Here is a 19,298-nt window from a genome sequence, read left to right on the forward strand (position 1 = left end):
GGCATCTTACGCGGCGCCGCGGACGCGCTCGGAGCCGAGAGCGCCCTCCCCCTGCAGGATCTCCTTGAGGAAGTAGCCGGTGTGGCTTCCGGGCGTCTCGGCGACCTGCTCCGGCGTTCCGGTCGCGATGACCGTTCCGCCGCCGGCGCCGCCCTCGGGACCCATGTCGATGATCCAGTCGGCCGACTTGATGACGTCGAGGTTGTGCTCGATCACGATGACCGTGTTGCCCTTGTCGAGCAACCCGTTCAGCACCAGGAGCAGCTTGCGGACGTCTTCGAAATGCAGGCCCGTCGTCGGCTCGTCGAGCACGTACACACTGCGGCCGTTCGACCGCCGCTGCAGCTCGGTCGCGAGCTTGACGCGCTGGGCCTCTCCACCGGAGAGCGTCGTGGCGCTCTGCCCCAGCCGGACGTACCCGAGCCCGACATCGACCAGCGTCTGCAGGTACCGGTGGATCGCCGAGATCGGGCGGAAGAACTCCGCCGCCTCGCTGATCGGCATGTCGAGCACCTCGGCGATGTTCTTGCCCTTGTAGTGCACGGTGAGGGTGTCGCGGTTGTAGCGCGCACCTCCGCACACCTCGCAGGCGACGTACACGTCGGGAAGGAAGTTCATCTCGATCTTGATGGTGCCGTCACCTGCGCACGCCTCGCAGCGGCCGCCCTTGACGTTGAAGCTGAACCGCCCGGGCAGATACCCGCGGGCCTTGGCCTCCGGCGTCTCGGCGAAGAGCGTGCGGATGCGGTCGAAGACTCCCGTGTACGTGGCCGGGTTGGAACGCGGCGTGCGCCCGATCGGGGCCTGGTCGACGTGCACGACCTTGTCGAGGTTCTCGAGTCCGGTCACCGTGCGGTGCTTGCCCGGCAGCTTGCGTGCGCCGTTGAGCTTGTTGGCCAGCACCCGGTAGAGGATGTCGTTGACGAGCGACGACTTGCCGGACCCGGATACGCCGGTGACTGCCACGAACGCCCCGAGCGGGAAGTCGACCGACACCTTCTTGAGGTTGTTCGCCTCCGCGTCCACGACCCGGATGACGCGCTTCTTGTCGATCTTCCTGCGCTTCTCGGGGATGGCGATCTCGCGCCGACCCGCCAGGTAGTCGCCCGTGAGGGAGTCGGTGTTGGCGAGCAGCTCGTCGTACGAACCCGAGTGCACGACATGACCGCCGTTAACACCCGCTCCCGGGCCGATGTCGACGATCCAGTCCGCCGTGCGGATCGTGTCTTCGTCATGCTCCACCACGATGAGGGTGTTGCCCAGGTCGCGCAGAGCGACGAGCGTGTCGATCAGCCGGCGGTTGTCGCGCTGGTGGAGGCCGATGCTCGGCTCGTCGAGCACGTACAGGACTCCCGTGAGCCCGGAGCCGATCTGCGTGGCCAGGCGGATGCGCTGCGCCTCCCCACCCGACAGAGTCGCCGCGGCACGCGCCAGGTCGAGGTAGTTGAGGCCGACCTGGATCAGGAAGTCGAGACGGATCTTGATCTCGCGCAGGACCTGCGCGCCGATCTTCTGCTCGCGCTCGGTGAGGTGCAGCTTCTCCATGAACGCGCGCGCGTCGGAGAGGCTGAGCAGCGAAGCGTCGGCGATCGATGCGCCGTGGACGAGGACCGCGAGCACCTCCGGCTTCAGCCGCTTGCCCTTGCAGACCGGGCACGGCACCTCGCGCAGGTACTCCGCCCACCGGGCGCGCTGCGTGTCGGTCTCGGCCTGGGCGTACTGACGCTCGATGTACGGCACCACGCCCTCGAAACCCGACGTGTAGGACATCTCGCGGCCGTAGCGGTTCTTCCACCGCACCTTGACCTCGAAGTTGTCGCCGTTCAGCACGGCTTCCTTGACGTTCTCCGGAAGCTTCTTCCACGGCGTCTTCAGCGAGAAGCCGAGATCGCGCGCGAGACCGTCGAGCAGCTTCTCGTAGTAGTTGAACAGGCCCTTGCCCTGGGTCGTCCACGGGACGATGACGCCCTCGGCGATGCTGAGCTCGTCGTCGCCGAGCAGCAGATCTTCATCGACCGACATGCGGGTGCCGAGGCCCGAGCACTCGGGGCAGGCCCCGAACGGCGCGTTGAACGAGAAGGTGCGGGGCTCGATCTCGGTGAGCTGGATAGGGTGACCGTTCGGGCACGACAGCTTCTCGCTGAAGGACTGCCAGGCGTCCGGCCCCTCCTGGTCGACGAAGTTGACCTGGACCAGGCCGTCGGTGAGGCGCAGCGCCGTCTCGAGGGAATCCGTGAGCCGGCCGAGGATGTCCGGACCGGCGACCAGGCGGTCGACGACGACCGCGATGTCGTGCTTGTACTGCTTCTTGAGGGTCGGCGGATCGCTGAGCTGCACCTGCTGACCGTCGACGAGCGCCCGTGAGTACCCGCTCGCGGCGAGCTCCTTGAAGAGGTCGACGAACTCGCCCTTCTTCTGGGACACGACCGGGCTGACCACCATGTAGCGGGTGCCGGCCTCGAGCTCCATGAGCTGATCGGCGATCTGCTGGACGGTCTGGCGCTGGATCTTCTCGCCGCACACCGGGCAGTGCGGCACGCCGATGCGCGCCCACAGCAGTCGCATGTAGTCGTAGATCTCGGTGATCGTGCCGACCGTGGAACGCGGGTTGCGGTTGGTGGACTTCTGGTCGATCGAGACGGCCGGGCTCAAGCCCTCGATGAAGTCGACGTCGGGACGGTCGACCTGGCCGAGGAACTGGCGGGCGTACGCGGACAGCGACTCCACATAGCGCCGCTGGCCTTCGGCGAAGATCGTGTCGAACGCGAGCGACGACTTGCCGGACCCGGAGAGGCCGGTGAACACGACAAGCGAGTCGCGCGGGATCTCGAGGTCGACGTTGTGCAGATTGTGCACGCGCGCGCCGCGCACGCTCAGGTGCGACCCCACGACTTTGCTCGGCTTGGCGAACGCCGACGCTCCGGCCCCCACGTCGTCACCGAAGTCGATGCCGTCGAAACCCGCACCCGCGCCCGTCTCCAGATCACTCTTTCCCAGACTGCTCACTCGTTCCATTCTCCGCTATTCCGCCGTCGTCCCGGTCGTCTGTTCGCCCACCGCGCACGCGCGCGGCGCCCCTTCGGGATGGTTCGAAGCTTTGTTCGACTCTAGCGTCTCGACACGGGATACGCGACCACGCGCGAGCGTACGCCGGACCTCCGACATTCGTACCTCCCCTGCACGGCTGCGCAGCGGTCTCCGTGCCCCCAGCCGCGGATCAGGCCGCGCATCGGGCCCCGGATCAGGCCCGGGGCCGCGCGAGGAGAAGCGAGGCCAGCAGGATGACCAGGCCGACGATCGCGCCGCCCGAGACCAGCGCGAGCCAGGGCGCCGCCGGGCGCGCGGTCAGCAGGAGCACGACCGCCGCCGCCTGGACCGGGAGCTGGATCAGAGCGAACCGCCGCAGCGACGGCAGCAGGACCGCCGGCTGGAGCCGCGCGGTGGACGGGACGACGAGCATCCACGCCGCGAGGACATGCAGAACGTGGACCGCGACGATCAGAGCGAGCAGTCTCGCGGTGAGCGTGCCGGGCTCGAGCAGGGTCGAGAAGGCGAGCAGGCCGATCAGCACCCAGGCCACTCGCCAGCGCGGGACCGCCACAGCCGCGCCCGTCAGCAGGACGGCCACCGCCGGCCACGGCCCGCTCGGCGCCGCGGTGACCGCGAGCGGAACGGCCACCGCGGCGAACGCCGCACGCAGCGACCAGGCCGGGACGGTGAATCCCAGGTCCGGCGGCGTCCGGCCTGGCGCGGTTCGGCCCGGCGCGGCAGAGGCACCGCCGTCGGCGCGCCCGGGCCGGCGGTTCACGGCCGCCTCCGCGGTGTCGCCAGCCGGCGGAGCACGACGTCGCGGTCCGGCGACGCCCAGACGAGCAGCTCCGCCCCCGCCGCCCGCAGCCGATCGAGCCGGAGCCCGCGTTCGAGGTCGACGACCCGCAGCGCGAGCCGCTCGCGTGCCGCGAGCTCGTCGACGCTCCGTGACGGGAGGACATCGACCGCGACCACCCGGTGCCCGGCGGCGCGCCAGGTGAGGGCCAGGCGGGTGGCCTGGTCGTCGAGGAAGGTCGACAGCACGAAGACGACGGCGCCCTGCGCCAATCGCGGCGCGCGGGCGCGTTCGGTAGCCGCGCCGTGCGCCGTGGTCAGTTCGATCGCGCGCAGCACCCGGTTCAGATGGCGCGCTCCCGCGCGCGGTGGAAGCGCGCGCCGTGCGTCGGACAGGTCGTCGAAGCCGACGCGGTCCGCAGCGGCGGCGTACGCGCCGGCCAGCGAGACCGCCGCCTCCCTCGCCAGGTCGAGCGATGTCACGCCCGGTCGAGGGTAGGCAGCGGCCCAGCCGGAGACGGCCCCCGGCACATCGTCGCGCGCGTCGACCACCAACTGCACGGCCGCATCCGACGTGGCCGTCGTCCTCCGGACGTACAGCTCGCCCGGCCGCTGGGCCAGACGCGCCGTCGCCTTCCAGTCGATTCGGCGCAGCCGGTCCCCCGGGCGGAACCGGTCGATGTCGCGGAACTCCCCGCCATCGCCGGGCCGCGCAGAGACGTGTCCGCCGGTCAGCCCCAGGAGGCGTGTCGGAAGCGGAAGGCTCCGCACCCGCCGGGCCGACGGGCGCACCACCCGCTCGGCCGCGATCGGCACCCCGGGGTCGCCGACCCAGGCGGCATCCTGCCCGATCCCGCGCGCGGCGATCGACAGAATGCGCTGCGGCCCCGAATGCGAGGCGGCCACCCGGAAACGGAGCCGCCGCGCGGACCCCGGGGTCACCACGGCGTCCTCCGGCTCGCGGTCGGCGCGCCGGATCCGCAGGTGGACGCCGTCGATGCGCCCGTCGGCCTCGACTTCTGCGTCGACCCGCACGCGGCCGACCTCGTCGTCCCCGCCGACGACCAGTCGGCCGCGAGCCGCGGCCGACTCGGGCCGGGAGGACCAGCCGGCCAGTGCCGACAGCAGCAGCGGCGCGGCGACGAGAAGGAGTTCGAGCCGGGACATCACGAACGCCGCGACCAGGCAGACCGTCGCGACGATCGCCGCAGCGGCGACCGCCGGGCTGAGCGACCAGCCGGAACCGCCCTCCGCCGCATCGGGACGTTCACGCGGTCCGGGCATGCGCGCCCGGGACCACAGCGACATCAGGGCGCCGTCTCCCGTTCCCGCACGCCGACGACCGGCGGACCGGGGACGCTGGAGACGACCTCACGGACGACCTGGGACGCGCTCGCCCCGCTCGTCCAGGCCTGCACGGTGAGCGTCAGGCGGTGCGCGAGCACCGGGACCGCGACACGTTTGACGTCGTCGGGGATGACGAAGTCGCGGCCGGCGAGCACGGCCAGCGCCCGCGCGACCAGCAGGAGCCCCTGCGATCCACGGGGCGACGCGCCCACCTCGACGGAGCGGTGCCGGCGGGTGGCGGCGGCCAGGGCGACGCAGTACGACGCGATGTCGGGATCGACGTCCACACTCTCGACCCCGGCCTGCATGGCCAGAAGCGTCCGGGCATCCGTGACCGGCTCGACGGTCGCGACCTCGTGCCGCCGCGCGATGCGGGCCAGCAGCACCCGTGTCTCGCCGTCGGGGTCGGGATAGCCGACACCGAGCCGGACCATGAAGCGGTCGAGCTGCGCCTCCGGGAGCGCGTACGTGCCCTCGGACTCGATCGGGTTCGCGGTCGCGACGACGTGGAACGGGCGAGGCAACGGGAAGCTCCGCCCCTCCACCGACACCTGCCCCTCGGCCATGGCCTCCAGCAGCGCCGACTGCGTCTTGGGCGACGTGCGGTTGATCTCGTCGGCGAGGAACAGGCCGGTGAACACGGGCCCGGGGCGGAACTCGAACTCGGCCGTCGACGGCACATAGACGAACGAGCCGGTGATATCGGACGGGAGCAGATCGGGCGTGCACTGGAGCCGGCGGAAGTCGAGCCCGACCGCGCTCGCGATGCTGCGCGCCGCCAGGGTCTTGCCCAGGCCGGGGACGTCCTCGAAGAGCACATGGCCGCCGGCCAGCACCGTGGCGAGCGCGATCAGCAGCGGCTCGTGCATCCCGACCACCACGCTCTCGACGCGTGAGAGGACCTCGGCTCCGAGCCGGGACACCTCGGTGACCGGAAGCGGGACGAGATCGTCGGCAGAGCCGACGGTGTCGGTCGTGGGGGCCGCCGCGGCGGGATCGGAGGTCATCTGGCTCCAGACGTGTCGTGGATTGGCTCGGGTGCATCCGGGCCGGTGCCATCGCCGGCCGTCGCGAGCTCCTCCAGCCGGGAGAGAGCCGCCGCGAAGTCGCGCGGGCGGGGGGCTGCTGCGCTGCCCTTGCGGAGCATGGCCGCGGTGTCGTCGCCCAGGAGGCGGGCGACATCCCCGGCGGAAGCCGGATCGTCCAGTGCGACGCCGCGGCGGTCGAGCACCTCGGCTGCGAGCCCGCGGAGCCGGCGGACCGCCTCCGGCGAGACCCGGCCTCCGCGCGCACCGAGCGACCACCCCAGCTGCACGACGTCTCTGCGCGCTCCGGGCCGCGGCTGCGGCGACGGCACCGGCCAGCTCACGTCCGCCTGCTCTCCGAGCACGGAGAGCACGGCACCGAGGGCGAACACCACCGCTCCGAGTCCGGCGGCGTGCGGCAGATCCATCCCGAAGAACCACGCCGAGACGCCCACGATCGCCGCGGCGAGCAGGCAGCCCACCGCGCGTCCGATCATCCGCGCCCGCGTCATCCGACCGTGCCGCCTGTCGCACCGGCACGGGGCACGGTCTCCTCGCCCCACGAAGCCCGGAGCTTCTCGATCGCGGCCCGCGCCGAATCGAGGTCGGCGGCCGTCACGGGCGCGTCGCTGAAACGCGCGCGCACGTAGAGGTCGAGGAGGTCACGCGCCGCATGGCGATCCGACCGCACCCGGGCCACGACCCGTCCGACGAACTCCCCGGGGGTCTCGGCCGGCAGACGGTGCACTCCGCTGTCGGACGCCCCCTCCTCCAGGCCGAGCCAGGCGCGCTCGATCGCATCGCGCGGCTCCCGCGCGTCGCCCAGCAGGTCGAGCGCGCGGTCGAGCCCCCGCCTCACGCGATCGGGTCGCGGCTGTTCGGGCGGATCGGGCGCTATCGCGCCCTCGACGGACTCCGCCAGATCGGGCTCGAGTCCGGCAGGAGCCGGGCTGAGCCGGCGTCGCAGGTAGCGCCAGAGCAGGGCGAGGACCACGATGACCGCGAGGATCACCAGCGCGTACGTCACCCAGGTCAGGTCGATCCGCGTCTCGCGCACGATGTCCCGCGGCGCGGGCGTCCCGCTCACCGGAGGCTCCTGGCGCTCCGGTCGGAGATCGGCGGCCGGTGGGGTGAACCGCAGGCCGGTGAAGGCCGGCTGCCCTTGGAATGCGAGTGCGACGCCGGCCAGCGCGAGCAGCAGACCGGCGGCGGCGACGATCCCCCGCCGCTGCCGTGTCCGTACCGCTTTCGAGTCCACTCTGCCACCGTAACGCCACCGCGACCCGAGCGCGCCGAGGACGCTCGATCCGCGGACGCGCGAGACTCGGGCGTTCGCGGGTGTGCAGGGCGTTCGGCCGTCAGCCCAGGTGGCCGGCCTTCTCCATCTGCCGCAGGTCGCGCTTGAGGTCGGAGAGCTCGTCGCGCAGTCGCGCCGCCAGCTCGAACTTCAGCTCGCCGGCAGCCGCGAGCATCTGATCGTTGAGGTCGGCGATCAACGACTCGAGCTCCGCCGCGCCCTGCGCGGCGATGCCGCCGTTGCGCAGGTTGGGGGTCGGGCTCTTGCGCCGCTGCTCGCGGCCCGCGAGCATGCGCGCCGTGTCGGCCTCCTCGCGAGCGAGCACATCGGTGATGTCGGCGATGCGCTTGCGGAGCGGCTGCGGGTCGATGCCGTTCGCGCGGTTGTACTCGATCTGGAGTTCCCGGCGTCGCTCGGTCTCCTCGATGGCGTTCTTCATCGAGTCGGTCAGCACGTCGGCATACATGTGCACCTCGCCCGAGACGTTGCGGGCCGCACGGCCGATCGTCTGGATGAGCGAGGTCGACGATCGCAGGAACCCCTCCTTGTCGGCGTCGAGGATCGCCACGAGCGAGACCTCCGGCAGGTCGAGACCCTCGCGCAGCAGGTTGATGCCCACGAGCACGTCGTAGACCCCGGCGCGCAGCTCGGTGAGGAGCTCGACACGACGAAGCGTATCGACATCGGAGTGCAGATAGCGGACCTTGACGCCGGCCTCCGCCAGGAAGTCCGTGAGCTCCTCGGCCATCTTCTTGGTGAGTGTGGTGACCAGGATGCGCTCGTCGCGCTCGACGCGGACCCGGATCTCCTCGAGCAGATCGTCGATCTGCCCCTTGGTCGGCTTGACCACGATCTGCGGGTCGACGAGACCGGTCGGGCGGATGATCTGCTCGACCACGCCGTCGGCCACGCTCATCTCGTACTGGCCCGGCGTCGCCGAGAGGTAGACGGTCTGGCCGACCCGGTCCTTGAACTCGTTCCACCGCAGCGGCCGGTTGTCGAGGGCGCTCGGCAGCCGGAAGCCGTGCTCGACGAGCGTGCGCTTGCGCGACGCGTCACCCTCGTACATCGCACCGATCTGCGGAACCGTCACGTGCGACTCGTCGATCACGACCAGGAAATCGTCGGGGAAATAGTCGAGCAGGCAGTTGGGCGCCTCGCCGGGCAGGCGGCCGTCGATGTGGCGCGAATAGTTCTCGATGCCCGAGCAGAAGCCGATCTGCTCCATCATCTCGAGGTCGAACTGGGTGCGCATGCGCAGTCGCTGCGCCTCCAGCAGCTTCCCCTCGCGCTCGAGCTCCTGGAGCCGCTCACGCAGCTCCTCCTGGATGGTGCCGATCGCGCGCTGCATCGTCGCGGGGCTGGCGGCGTAGTGCGTCGCGGGGAACACCGAGACGGCATCCATCTTCTGCAGCACCTCGCCGGTCAGCGGATGCAGCGAGTAGAGCGCCTCGATCTCGTCGCCGAACAGCTCCACGCGCACCGCGTGCTCCTCGTACATCGGGATGATCTCGATCGTGTCGCCGCGCACCCGGAACTTGCCGCGCGAGAAGTCCACATCGTTGCGCTCGTACTGCATCGCGACGAAACGGCGGATCAGAGCGTCGCGGCCCACGTTCTGACCGACCTGGAGGGCGACCATCGCCTCGAGGTACTCCTCGGCCGCACCGAGACCGTAGATGCACGACACCGTGGACACCACGACGACATCGCGGCGGCTGAGCAGGGAGTTGGTCGTCGAGTGCCGAAGGCGCTCGACCTCGGCGTTGACCGAGGAGTCCTTCTCGATGAAGGTGTCGGTCTGCGGGACGTAGGCCTCCGGCTGGTAATAGTCGTAGTACGACACGAAGTATTCGACCGCGTTGTTCGGGAGCAGCTCCCGGAACTCGTTGGCGAGCTGGGCGGCGAGCGTCTTGTTGTGCGCGAGCACGAGCGTCGGGCGCTGCACCTGTTCCACGAGCCAGGCGGTCGTCGCCGACTTGCCCGTTCCGGTCGCGCCGAGCAGCACGACATCGGTCTCGCCCGCGTTGATCCGGGCAGCGAGTTCTGCGATCGCCTTGGGCTGGTCTCCGCTGGGCGAGTACTCGCTGACGACCTCGAACGGACGAACGAGTCGGGTGGGTTGCATGACTCCAGTCTAGGAAGGACCACCGACAACGCGGCCGGCTCTCGCTGAGAGCGGAACCGGCCGGCGCGTTGTCAGGAGCGCAGGCTCTCCCACAGCTCGTCGACCTGTTCCCTGGTCCGCTCCAGGCTGCCGTCGGTGTCGATCACGACGTCGGCGACGGCCAGTCGCTGGTCGTCCGACGCCTGCGACCGGATGCGGCGCTCGGCTTCCTCCTGTGCCATCCCGCGCAGCCGCACGAGTCGCTCGATGCGCGTTTCCGCGGACGCGTGCGCGACCACCACCAGATCGAACGGGTACTCGTTGGCCGACTCCACGAGCAGCGGCACGTCGTAGACGACGATCGCGGCCGGGTCCGCCGCCGCTGCCGCCTCGAAGCGCGCGGTCGACGCGCTGAGGACGGCGGGATGGGTGATGCTGTTGAGCTTGTGGAGCGCCTCCACGTCGCCGAAGACGATCGCCCCGAGGGCCGGCCGGTCGAGGCGACCGTCCGGGGTGATGACGCCGGGGCCGAACGTGCGCTCGATCTCGGCCAGCGCGGGCGTGCCGGGTTCGACGACCTCGCGTGCGATGCGGTCGGCGTCCACCACGACGGCGCCGAGCTCGGCGAGACGGGAGGCGATGGTCGATTTTCCGGAGGCGATCCCGCCCGTGAGTCCGATCAGCTGCACCACCCCAGCCTAGCCATCGTCTGCACGGCGCCGAGGGGCACGTACGTTCGAGCGCTTAACGCCGGAACGGCCGGCCCCGAAGGGCCGGCCGTTCACGGCTGAGACGGGTCTCAGTTGTTGGAGCTGAGCTTCTCGCGCAGCGCCGCAAGGGACTCGTCGTCGGCGAGGGTGCCGCCCGAGCCCGAGTCGCTGGAGTACGACGAGGAACCGCTGTCGGCGGCCGCCTCCTCGATGCCCTTCGCGACCTGGCGCTTGTGAGCCTCCCAGCGAGCCTGGGCCGCAGCGTACTGCTGCTCCCACTCGTCGCGCTGGGTCTCGAAGCCTTCCTTCCACTCGTTCGTCTCCGGGTCGAAGCCCTCGGGGTACTTGTAGTTCCCCTGCTCGTCGTACTCGGTGACCATGCCGTAGAGGGCCGGGTCGAACTCGGTGCCTTCGGGGTCGACGCCCTCGTTCGCCTGCTTGAGCGACAGCGAGATGCGGCGGCGCTCCAGGTCGATGTCGATGACCTTGACGAAGACCTCTTCGCCGACCGACACGACCTGCTCCGCGAGCTCCACGTGCTTGCCGGAGAGCTCGGAGATGTGCACCAGGCCCTCGATGCCGTCCGCGACGCGGACGAACGCACCGAACGGAACCAGCTTCGTGACCTTGCCCGGGGCGACCTGACCGATCGCGTGGGTGCGGGCGAAGACCTGCCACGGGTCCTCCTGGGTCGCCTTGAGCGACAGCGAGACGCGCTCGCGGTCCAGGTCGACCTCGAGGATCTCGACGGTGACCTCCTGGCCGACCTCGACGACCTCCGAGGCGTGCTCGATGTGCTTCCAGGACAGCTCGGAGACGTGCACGAGGCCATCCACGCCGCCCAGGTCGACGAACGCGCCGAAGTTGACGATCGAGGAGACGACGCCCTTGCGGACCTGCCCCTTGTGCAGGTTGTTGAGGAACGTGGTGCGGGACTCCGACTGGGTCTGCTCCAGCAGCGCGCGGCGCGACAGGACCACGTTGTTGCGGTTCTTGTCGAGCTCGAGGATCTTCGCCTCGATCTCCTGGCCCAGGTAGGGGGTCAGGTCGCGAACGCGGCGCAGCTCGATGAGCGACGCCGGAAGGAAGCCGCGCAGGCCGATGTCGACGATCAGGCCGCCCTTGACGACCTCGATCACCGTACCGGTGACGACGCCGTCGGCCTCCTTGATCTTCTCGACATCGCCCCAGGCGCGCTCGTACTGCGCACGCTTCTTGGACAGGATGAGGCGACCCTCTTTGTCCTCCTTCTGGAGAACGAGCGCCTCGACGGTGTCGCCGACCTCGACGACCTCACTGGGGTCGACGTCGTGCTTGATGGAAAGCTCGCGCGAGGGGATGACACCCTCGGTCTTGTAGCCGACGTCGAGGAGGACCTCGTCGCGGTCGATCTTGACGACGGTGCCCTCGATGAGGTCTCCGTCGTTGAAGAACTTCAGCGTCTTTTCGACCGCGGCAAGAAAGTCCTCAGCAGACCCGATGTCGTTGACGGCGACCTGCTTCGGTGCCTTGTCGGTCGTTGCGGTTGTCATGTAGTGGATGCTCCGTAATGGACATAAATCAGGCCGAGCGCGAACCTTTGTGGGTGTCTTCCGCGAACGGCAGGCGGATGTGGATGTCACACAAGTGACGGTCTAGTCTACCGACTGCCCCGGGGATGCAGCAACTCGCGCTCGGCGACGATGTCGCGGAGCGCGGGCTCGAGCGTCGGATAGGCGAACGTGTACCCCGCTGCGAGCAGCCGCTCGGGAACCACCCACCTGCTCTTCAGCACCAACTCGGTCTCGGTGCGGATCGCCGCAGACCCGACCTCGAGCATCCACCGCGGCGCCGGGAGGCCGACCGGGACGCCCAGGACGCCACGCAGAGTGGACATCATCGTCCGGTTGTCGACCGGGCCCGGGGCGGCGATGTTCACCGGGCCGTCGAGTTCCGGTCGCGCCCGCAGGAACTCGATCGCCCCCAGGACGTCGCGGATGTGCACCCAGCTGAACCGCTGGCGGCCACCGCGGGCACGGAACTCGTGGAAGGTCCCCGCATTGCGCCGCGCGGTCGTCGCGAACCAGCGTCCGTCGAGCTGCGGGCCGCCCAGTCCGAAGCGCGCGAGGCGGATGAGCGGCACGAGCGCGGAGCCGTCGCCGAGCACGATCGCCATCCGGAGGGCGACCCGGCGCGTGCCGGGCAGTTCGCCGTCGAAGAACTCGGCCTCCCAGGCCCGCGCGACGTTCACCGAGAAGCCGCTGCCGAGCTCGCCGGCCGACTCGGTCATGGGGCGGTCTTCGGCGTGGCGGTAGATCGTCGCAGTGGAGGCGTTGAACCAGACCGGAGGCGGTGCGTCGGAGACCGCGACGGCCTCCCGGAGCGCTCGGGCGGTCGCGAGCCGCGAGCGGAAGATCTCGGCTCGGTTCGCGTCGCCGTAGCGGCAGTCGACGCTCTTGCCCGCGAGGTTGATGAGCACGTCGGCGCCGGTGACGGCGCGAAGCAGCGCAGGGCGGTCGTCCCAACGCGCGTCCGCGCCATCGCGTCCCACCAGCAGCACCGTCGACCCGGACGCACGGTAGTGCTCCGCCAGATAGTGCCCGATGAACCCGGACGCACCGGCGATGACGACCCGTTCGCTCACTCGCTCCCCCGTGTGATCTCGTAGCGGAACGTCCCCGCGTACTGGTACACCCTACCGATGAGCGGCAGGCGCACGATGACGGAGACCACCTGCGCATCGCGCTCGTCGTCGTAGCGCTCGGTCAGCGCGACGACGGGCGCCACGACGCGCGGGAGGACGACCCGCAGCCTCCCGGCACGGACGGCGACGCGGCGCGACACCAGGCGCAGCGCCCCGCCCACCACCTGCGCGGTGAACCATGCCTCCACCACGGCGGGCGAGCCCAGCCGGTCGACGATGAGGCCGCCGTCGACCCCGATCTCGTCGCGCATCGCGCGCGGTCGGCCGTTCAGCTCGAAGCTGCGGATCGCCCGCACGGCCGGGCCGCCGTCCGCGGACACGACCGGCACGTTCTGCACGGTGAAGGGAACAGCGCGCTCCCACACCGGGAACATCACGTGCGCCCGGCCGAGCAGGCCGAGGACCGGCCACAGCCAACGCCGGGGCGAGCCGACGATGTCGAACACGCCCCGGCCCCGGCCGGTCGCGCCGGTGGGGATGGCGTCGAAGTAGGCGTGCAGCCGCGGATGGAGCTCGTCGAACGCCGGGCCCAGCACGGCTCGGTACGGAGAGGTCATCGCGGCTGCGCGCGCGGCTTCGGCGTCGGCGCTCAGTCGAGCAGCGCCGACTTCAGCGTGTCGAGACCGACTCCGCCGATGTCGAGCGCCTTCTTGTGGAAGGCCTTGATGTCGAACGAGGCGCCCTCGCGGCGCGCGTACTCGTCGCGCAGCTGCTCCCAGATGCGCTGACCGATCTTGTACGACGGCGCCTGCCCGGGCCAGCCGAGGTAACGGTTCACCTCGAAGCGGACGAAGCCCTCGTTCATGTTCACGTTGTCGGCGAGGAACCCGAACGCGTAGTCGCCGGTCCACGGGCCGGAGCCGTCGGGCAGCTGCTTCTCCAGGTGCACACCGATGTCGAGCACGACGCGGGCCGCGCGCATGCGCTGGCCGTCGAGCATGCCGAGCCGGTCGGCCGGGTCGTCGAGGTAACCCAGCTGTTCCATCAGGCGCTCCGCATACAGCGCCCAGCCTTCGGCGTGACCCGACGTGCCGGCGATGCGTCGCCACGAGTTCAGCTGCGCCTTGTTGTACGTGGCCTGCGCGATCTGGAGGTGGTGGCCGGGGACGCCCTCGTGATACACCGTGGTCAACTCGCGCCAGGTGTCGAACTCGGTGACCCCCTCCGGCACGCTCCACCACATACGCCCCGCTCGCGCGAAGTCGTCGCTCGGTCCGGTGTAGTAGATGCCGCCTTCCTGCGTGGGGGCGATCATGCACTCCAGGCGACGGATCTCGACCGGGATGTCGAAGTGCGAGCGGCCGAGCTCCTCGATGGCCCGGTCGCTCGTCTCCTGCATCCACTTCTGCAGGGCGTCGGTGCCGTGCAGCTTGCGCGAGGCGTCACCGTCGAGGAACACGATCGCCTCGTGCACGGAGGCGCCCGGCTTGATCTCGTTCGCGATCGACTCCTGCTCGGCGACCATGCGCGCGAGCTCCTCGATGCCCCACTCGTAGGTCTCGTCGAGGTCGACGGTGGCTCCGAGGAAGTCGCGCGAGGCGAGTGCGTAGAGTTCACGGCCCACGGCGTCCTTCTCGGGCGCGTGGGAGGCCAGCTCGTCCTTCAGGAACGACGCGAGCTTCGCGTACGCGGCGGCGGACTCGGTGGCGCCCGCTGCGAGGTCGGCCTTCAGCGACGCCGGGAGTTCGGCGTCCCCCGCCTTGGCCGAGCCGGTGAACTCGAAGAAGAAGCCGGTGTCCGCGACCTGCTTGTTGGCCTGCGCGAGCACCTCCCGCACCTGGCGGATCGCCGGCACGTTGCCCGCGGCGATTCCGCTGCGGAGGGTTTCGATGTATCCGTCCATCGCTGCGGGCAGATTGTGCAGGCGCTTCGCGACGTTCGCCCAGTCGTCCTCGGTTTCGGTGGGGACGAGGTCGAAGATGTCGCGCAGCTCTTGAGCCGGCGAGGCGATCACATTGAGATCGCGCTGGCCGAAGCCGGCCTCGTGCTTCTCGATCGTGAGCTCCAGCTCGCGCGAGAGATCCATCTTGGTGACGCGGTCGATGTCGTCCACGGGCTCCGCCTGGCGGATCTTCGCGAGGGTCTCCCGCACAGCCGCAACGGACTGCTCGGCGCCGGACGGCGAATAGTCGGAGTACTCGCCCTCACGGCCGGGACGGCCGAGCCAGACGTGGTACTCGGGGTGGAGCTCCAACTGGGTGTCGACCCACTCGTCAGCGATCGTGTCGATCGGAGTGGGTTCGCGCTTCTCTGCGTTCGTCATGATCCGACCCTATCGAGGGCTGGAGCCGCCCGGCAGTCCACCCCGAGGTCGTCACCGAATGTCGCGGCGGCGCTACCCGCCCGCGCGTCAGTGGGCGGCGGCGTCCCAGTTCTGGCCGCGGCCGATCTGCACATCGAGCGGGACGCGGAGGTCGGCGGCGCCGGCCATCCGCGAGCGCACGATCGCCTCGAGAGCGTCCCATTCCCCCGGAGCGACCTCGAAGATGAGCTCGTCGTGCACCTGGAGCAGCATCCGGGACTGCAGGCCGCCGTCGATCAGGTCGCCGGCGATCCCGAGCATCGCGATCTTCATGATGTCGGCCGCCGAGCCCTGGATGGGCGCATTGAGCGCCTGGCGTTCGGCGTTCTCGCGCAGCACCCGGTTGGTGCTCGTGAGATCGGCGAACGGCCGGCGGCGCCCGAAGATCGTCTCGGTGTAGCCGTCGACCCGGGCGATCTCGACGACGCTGCGCAGGTAGTCGCGCACCGCGCCGAACCGCTCGAAGTAGCCGGCCATGAGGTCCCGCGCCTCCTTGGTCTCGATGCGCAGCTGCTTCGACAGACCGAAGGGGCTCAGACCGTAGGCGAGGCCGTACGACATCGCCTTGACCTTGGTGCGCATGAGGGGCGTGACGTCCTCCGGCGCGACACCGAACACGCGCGCGCCGACGAACCGGTGGAGGTCCTCCCCGGCGTTGAACGCCTCGATCAGGCCCGGGTCTTCGGACAGATGCGCCATGATCCGCATCTCGATCTGCGAGTAGTCCGCTGTCAGCAGCGTCTCGTAGTCGTCCGCGCTGCGGAAGGCCGAGCGGATCTCACGCCCCTCCTCGGTGCGGATCGGGATGTTCTGGAGATTCGGGTCGTTCGACGAGATTCGTCCGGTGCTGGTGCCGGTCTGGTCGTAGGTCGTGTGGATGCGATCGTCGGCGGTGATGGAACGCTCGAGCGTCTCGACGATCTGCTTGAGCTTGGTCGCGTCGCGGTGCTGCAGCAGCAGGTCGAGGAACGGGTGCGGGTTGCTCTCCTGGAGATCGGCGAGCGACTGCGCATCGGTCGAGTAGCCGGTCTTGGTCGAGCGCGTCTTCGGCATCCCGAGCTCGTCGAACAGCACCTGCTGGAGCTGTTTGGGCGAACCGAGGTTGAGCTCGTGGCCGACCTCCGCGTATGCGCGGGCCGCGTAGTCGTTGGCCTTGTCGGTGAGCTCGCCGCGCAGGCGGCCGAGCACGGCGCGGTCGACCGAGACGCCGGTCAGCTCCATCTCGGCGAGGACGGCGACCAGCGGCAGTTCGATGTCGTCGAGCACCCGGCGGGTGCCCTCGTCGAGGGCGATCATCTGGCCTTCTGCGACACGGCGGATGTACCAGGCCTCGGTCGCAGGGCTCACCGCGTCGTTGATCGGCACGAGCTGGTTGGGGTCGGAGACCGGCAGGGTCTCGCCGAGCACCTCGTAGACCTGCTCGGCCAGCGACTGCGGTGCGGCGCCGGGCTTGACCAGCCAGGAGGCGATGCGGGTGTCGAACGCGAGGCCGTCGACCACGAAGCCCGCGCGGCTCAGCGCTTTGAACTGCGGTTTGGCGTGGAAGAAGTACTTGGGAGCACTGCTCGCCATCCACTCCTCCAACGCGACGTAATCGCGGCGGCCGGCCGCCCACGGCACGTACACGGTGTCGTCGGCCGCCGCCAGGCCGAAGCCGGTGATGCCCGCCGGGCCGGTCTCCAGCTGGACAGCGACGGCCTGCCCGTCGGCGGAAGCCTTGACCAGCCAGTTGGCGAGCTCTTCGTCGACGAGGGTGCGCACGACGGGCGCGCTCACGGCGCCGGCGTCACCGTGCTCCAGGTTCGCCGCAGCGCCGTCGAGCATGCCCTCCTCTGCCGCGCTCTTCATGAGCCGGTCGAGCAGCGTCTTGAACTGAAGCCGGGCGAAGATGTCGCGAACGGCGTTCTCGTTGAGCGGCTTGCGCGCGAGGTCGGCCGGACCGACGTCGAGCTCGACGTCGTCGAGCAGCTTGTTGAGCCGGCGGTTGCGGAGGGCGTTCTCCTTCTGGTCGCGGAGGTTCTGGCCGACGACGCCCTTGATCTCATCCGCGTGCGCGACGATGTTCTCGACGGTGCCGTATTGCTGCACCCACTTGACCGCCGTCTTCTCGCCCACCTTGTCGATGCCGATCAGGTTGTCGCTGGTCTCGCCGACCAGCGCCGCGATCTCGGGGTACTGGTGCGGCTCGACGCCGTAGCGCTCGCGCACGGCTGCGGGGTCGTACACCTTGAGCTCGGAGACACCGCGGACGTTCGGGTAGAGCAGCGTCACGTCGTCGTTGACGAGCTGCAGGGTGTCGCGGTCGCCCGAGACGAGCAGCACTCGGTAGCCCTGCTCCCTGCCCTGGCGGGCGAGGGTGGCCAGGACGTCGTCCGCTTCGTAGTCCTCCTTGGCGATGGTGGTGATGTTCATCGCGTGGAGGGCCTCCTGCAGCAGCGGGATCTGCCCGACGAACTCCGACGGGGTCTCGCTGCGCGTGCCCTTGTACTCCGGGTATTCGCGCGTGCGGAAAGAGTAGCGGGAGATGTCGAAGGCGACGGCGAGGTGCGTCGGGCGCTGCTGCTGAAGCAGATTGATCAGCATCGCGATGAAGCCGTGGATGCCGTTGGTGTGCTGGCCCTCGCGGTTGACGAAACTGTCGACGGGCAACGCGTAGAAGGCCCGGAATGCCAGCGAATGGCCGTCGATGACGAGAAGGGTAGGCTTTTCGGAGTCTGACACCAGGCAAGCCTACAAGGGGCCGACGACACTCCCAGACGACGATCGACGACCCCATCCACCGCTCGAGAGAGGCCCCAGATGACCGAGGACGCGCTGGCGTACGTGAAGCAGCGGGGCCTCGGCGCGCTCGCCGACAAGATGGGCATCGAGATCGTCGAGTTCAGCGTCGAGCGCGCGGTCGCACGCATGCCCGTGCTCGGCAACACGCAGCCCGCGGACCTCCTGCACGGGGGTGCCTACGTCGTTCTCGGCGAGTCGCTCGGATCGATGTCGGCGAACCTCTACGCCGGCCAGGGCCGCCTGGCGGTCGGGATCGAGATCAACGCCTCCCACACCCGATCGGCGACGAGCGGCTACGTGACCGGTGTCTGCACGCCCATCCACCTCGGCCGCACGCTCACGACCCACGAGATCAGCGTCACCGACGACCAGGGGCGGCGGTGCTCGACGATCCGCATCACGAACCTGATCAAGGAGCTGTAGCGGGCAGCAGGTGCGGCGAATGCGGCGATAGAGGAGCTCTATCGCCACATTCGGCGCGAATCTCGATTACTTCTTGGGGGCGAGCTGCTCGATGATCGCCTGTGCGACATCGTGCATGGTGAGCCGGCGGTCCATCGACGCCTTCTGGATCCAGCGGAACGCGTCCGGCTCGCTCAGGCCCATCTTCTCGTTCAGCAGCCCCTTCGCGCGGTCGACCAGCTTGCGGGTCTCGAACCGCTGCACCATGTCGGAGACCTCGGCCTCCAGCGCGATGATCTGCTGGTAGCGGGCCAGGGCGATCTCGATCGCCGGCAGGAGGTCGTTGGGGGTGAACGGCTTGACGACGTACGCGAGCGCGCCGGCCTCGGTCGCGCGCTCCACGAGCTCCTTCTGGCTGAACGCGGTGAGCAGCACGACGGGCGCGATGTGGTTCTTCGAGAGGCGCTCGGCCGCCGAGATGCCGTCGAGCTGCGGCATCTTGACGTCCATGACGACCAGGTCGGGGCGCAGCTCGGTCGCGAGCGCGACCGCCGTCTCACCGTCTCCGGCCTCGCCGACGACCTCGAAACCGTTGTCGCGCAGGGTCTCGACGATGTCGAGCCGGATGAGCGACTCGTCCTCCGCGACGACGACGCGGCGGGGTGCGGTGGGGGTGGTCTCCTGGTCAGTCACGGGTAAAAGCCTACGGTATTGTTCAGGTGATGTTGTGCGCCGCTGTGGCGGAATGGCAGACGCGGAGCACTCAAAATGCTTTGTCCGGAAGGGCGTGTGGGTTCGAGTCCCACCAGCGGCACAACC

15 protein-coding genes and 1 tRNA gene are annotated in these 19,298 nt (G+C 69.7%); 2 read left to right on the forward strand and 14 right to left on the reverse strand.

Going from position 1 to position 19,298, the window contains the following annotated elements; translation table 11 throughout:
• Positions 1-6: 6 nt before the first annotated feature.
• From uvrA to polA, 13 genes are all read right to left on the reverse strand, one after another.
• Complete coding sequence (gene uvrA / locus Q0Q23_RS00675) at positions 7-2,931, reverse strand: excinuclease ABC subunit UvrA (protein WP_295118077.1); 2,925 nt, start codon at positions 2,929-2,931, stop codon at positions 7-9.
• A 310-nt stretch (positions 2,932-3,241) separates the two neighbouring features.
• The gene (locus tag Q0Q23_RS00680) at positions 3,242-3,808 is read right to left on the reverse strand and encodes a hypothetical protein (RefSeq protein ID WP_295117758.1); all 567 of its coding nucleotides are present in this window, start codon (positions 3,806-3,808) and stop codon (positions 3,242-3,244) included.
• On the reverse strand, positions 3,805-5,133 hold the full coding sequence (locus tag Q0Q23_RS00685) for a DUF58 domain-containing protein (protein ID WP_295117761.1): 1,329 nt from the start codon (positions 5,131-5,133) through the stop codon (positions 3,805-3,807). The genes Q0Q23_RS00680 and Q0Q23_RS00685 overlap by 4 nt, the downstream gene beginning before the upstream one ends.
• Complete coding sequence (locus Q0Q23_RS00690; protein WP_295117762.1) at positions 5,133-6,179, reverse strand: MoxR family ATPase; 1,047 nt, start codon at positions 6,177-6,179, stop codon at positions 5,133-5,135. Before Q0Q23_RS00690 ends, Q0Q23_RS00685 begins: the two co-directional genes overlap by 1 nt.
• A complete protein-coding gene (locus Q0Q23_RS00695; RefSeq protein WP_295117764.1) occupies positions 6,176-6,694 on the reverse strand; it encodes a hypothetical protein in 519 nt (172 codons plus the stop codon). Before Q0Q23_RS00695 ends, Q0Q23_RS00690 begins: the two co-directional genes overlap by 4 nt.
• 11 nt (positions 6,695-6,705) lie before the next feature.
• Positions 6,706-7,455, reverse strand: a complete 750-nt coding sequence (locus Q0Q23_RS00700) for a DUF4129 domain-containing protein (protein ID WP_295117766.1) — start codon at positions 7,453-7,455, stop codon at positions 6,706-6,708.
• Between the two features lie 100 nt (positions 7,456-7,555).
• Positions 7,556-9,622 (reverse strand): excinuclease ABC subunit UvrB, encoded by a 2,067-nt coding sequence (uvrB, locus tag Q0Q23_RS00705; RefSeq protein WP_295117768.1) that lies wholly within the window; start codon positions 9,620-9,622, stop codon positions 7,556-7,558.
• Between the two features lie 71 nt (positions 9,623-9,693).
• Positions 9,694-10,290, reverse strand: coding sequence for a dephospho-CoA kinase (coaE, locus tag Q0Q23_RS00710; RefSeq protein WP_295117770.1), 597 nt, complete (start codon positions 10,288-10,290; stop codon positions 9,694-9,696).
• A 110-nt stretch (positions 10,291-10,400) separates the two neighbouring features.
• Positions 10,401-11,843, reverse strand: a complete 1,443-nt coding sequence (rpsA, locus tag Q0Q23_RS00715) for a 30S ribosomal protein S1 (RefSeq protein WP_295117772.1) — start codon at positions 11,841-11,843, stop codon at positions 10,401-10,403.
• Between the two features lie 107 nt (positions 11,844-11,950).
• Positions 11,951-12,934, reverse strand: a complete 984-nt coding sequence (locus Q0Q23_RS00720) for an epimerase (protein ID WP_295117774.1) — start codon at positions 12,932-12,934, stop codon at positions 11,951-11,953.
• Positions 12,931-13,551: a DUF4166 domain-containing protein gene (locus tag Q0Q23_RS00725; RefSeq protein WP_295117776.1), complete on the reverse strand. Its 621-nt coding sequence runs from the start codon at positions 13,549-13,551 to the stop codon at positions 12,931-12,933. Before Q0Q23_RS00725 ends, Q0Q23_RS00720 begins: the two co-directional genes overlap by 4 nt.
• A gap of 32 nt (positions 13,552-13,583) precedes the next feature.
• Complete coding sequence (locus Q0Q23_RS00730; protein WP_295117778.1) at positions 13,584-15,257, reverse strand: DUF885 domain-containing protein; 1,674 nt, start codon at positions 15,255-15,257, stop codon at positions 13,584-13,586.
• An 87-nt stretch (positions 15,258-15,344) separates the two neighbouring features.
• Positions 15,345-18,017 (reverse strand): DNA polymerase I, encoded by a 2,673-nt coding sequence (gene polA, locus Q0Q23_RS00735; protein WP_295117780.1) that lies wholly within the window; start codon positions 18,015-18,017, stop codon positions 15,345-15,347.
• A 78-nt stretch (positions 18,018-18,095) separates the two neighbouring features.
• Here polA and Q0Q23_RS00740 point away from each other — a divergent pair, with 78 nt between their 5' ends.
• Positions 18,096-18,500: a hotdog fold thioesterase gene (locus Q0Q23_RS00740; RefSeq protein ID WP_295117783.1), complete on the forward strand. Its 405-nt coding sequence runs from the start codon at positions 18,096-18,098 to the stop codon at positions 18,498-18,500.
• A gap of 66 nt (positions 18,501-18,566) precedes the next feature.
• Here the strand turns inward: Q0Q23_RS00740 and Q0Q23_RS00745 are convergent, their stop codons facing one another.
• Positions 18,567-19,172 (reverse strand): ANTAR domain-containing response regulator, encoded by a 606-nt coding sequence (locus tag Q0Q23_RS00745; RefSeq protein WP_179605811.1) that lies wholly within the window; start codon positions 19,170-19,172, stop codon positions 18,567-18,569.
• A gap of 38 nt (positions 19,173-19,210) precedes the next feature.
• On the opposite strand from Q0Q23_RS00745, the gene Q0Q23_RS00750 reads away from it, so the two are divergent.
• A tRNA-Leu gene (locus Q0Q23_RS00750) sits at positions 19,211-19,293 on the forward strand.
• Positions 19,294-19,298 lie beyond the last annotated feature (5 nt).

It is taken from the genome of uncultured Leifsonia sp. (assembly GCF_945957465.1).
Classification (GTDB): Bacteria; Actinomycetota; Actinomycetes; order Actinomycetales; family Microbacteriaceae; genus Leifsonia.

Coding starts and splice junctions, on each gene's coding strand:
- Q0Q23_RS00685 (WP_295117761.1), bottom strand. CDS start 5,133: ATGTCGCTGTGGTCCCGGGCGCGCATGCCCGGACCGCGTGAACGTCCC.
- Q0Q23_RS00690 (WP_295117762.1), bottom strand. CDS start 6,179: ATGACCTCCGATCCCGCCGCGGCGGCCCCCACGACCGACACCGTCGGC.
- Q0Q23_RS00695 (WP_295117764.1), bottom strand. CDS start 6,694: ATGATCGGACGCGCGGTGGGCTGCCTGCTCGCCGCGGCGATCGTGGGC.
- uvrB (WP_295117768.1), bottom strand. CDS start 9,622: ATGCAACCCACCCGACTCGTTCGTCCGTTCGAGGTCGTCAGCGAGTAC.
- rpsA (WP_295117772.1), bottom strand. CDS start 11,843: ATGACAACCGCAACGACCGACAAGGCACCGAAGCAGGTCGCCGTCAAC.
- Q0Q23_RS00725 (WP_295117776.1), bottom strand. CDS start 13,551: ATGACCTCTCCGTACCGAGCCGTGCTGGGCCCGGCGTTCGACGAGCTC.
- Q0Q23_RS00730 (WP_295117778.1), bottom strand. CDS start 15,257: ATGACGAACGCAGAGAAGCGCGAACCCACTCCGATCGACACGATCGCT.
- Q0Q23_RS00740 (WP_295117783.1), top strand. CDS start 18,096: ATGACCGAGGACGCGCTGGCGTACGTGAAGCAGCGGGGCCTCGGCGCG.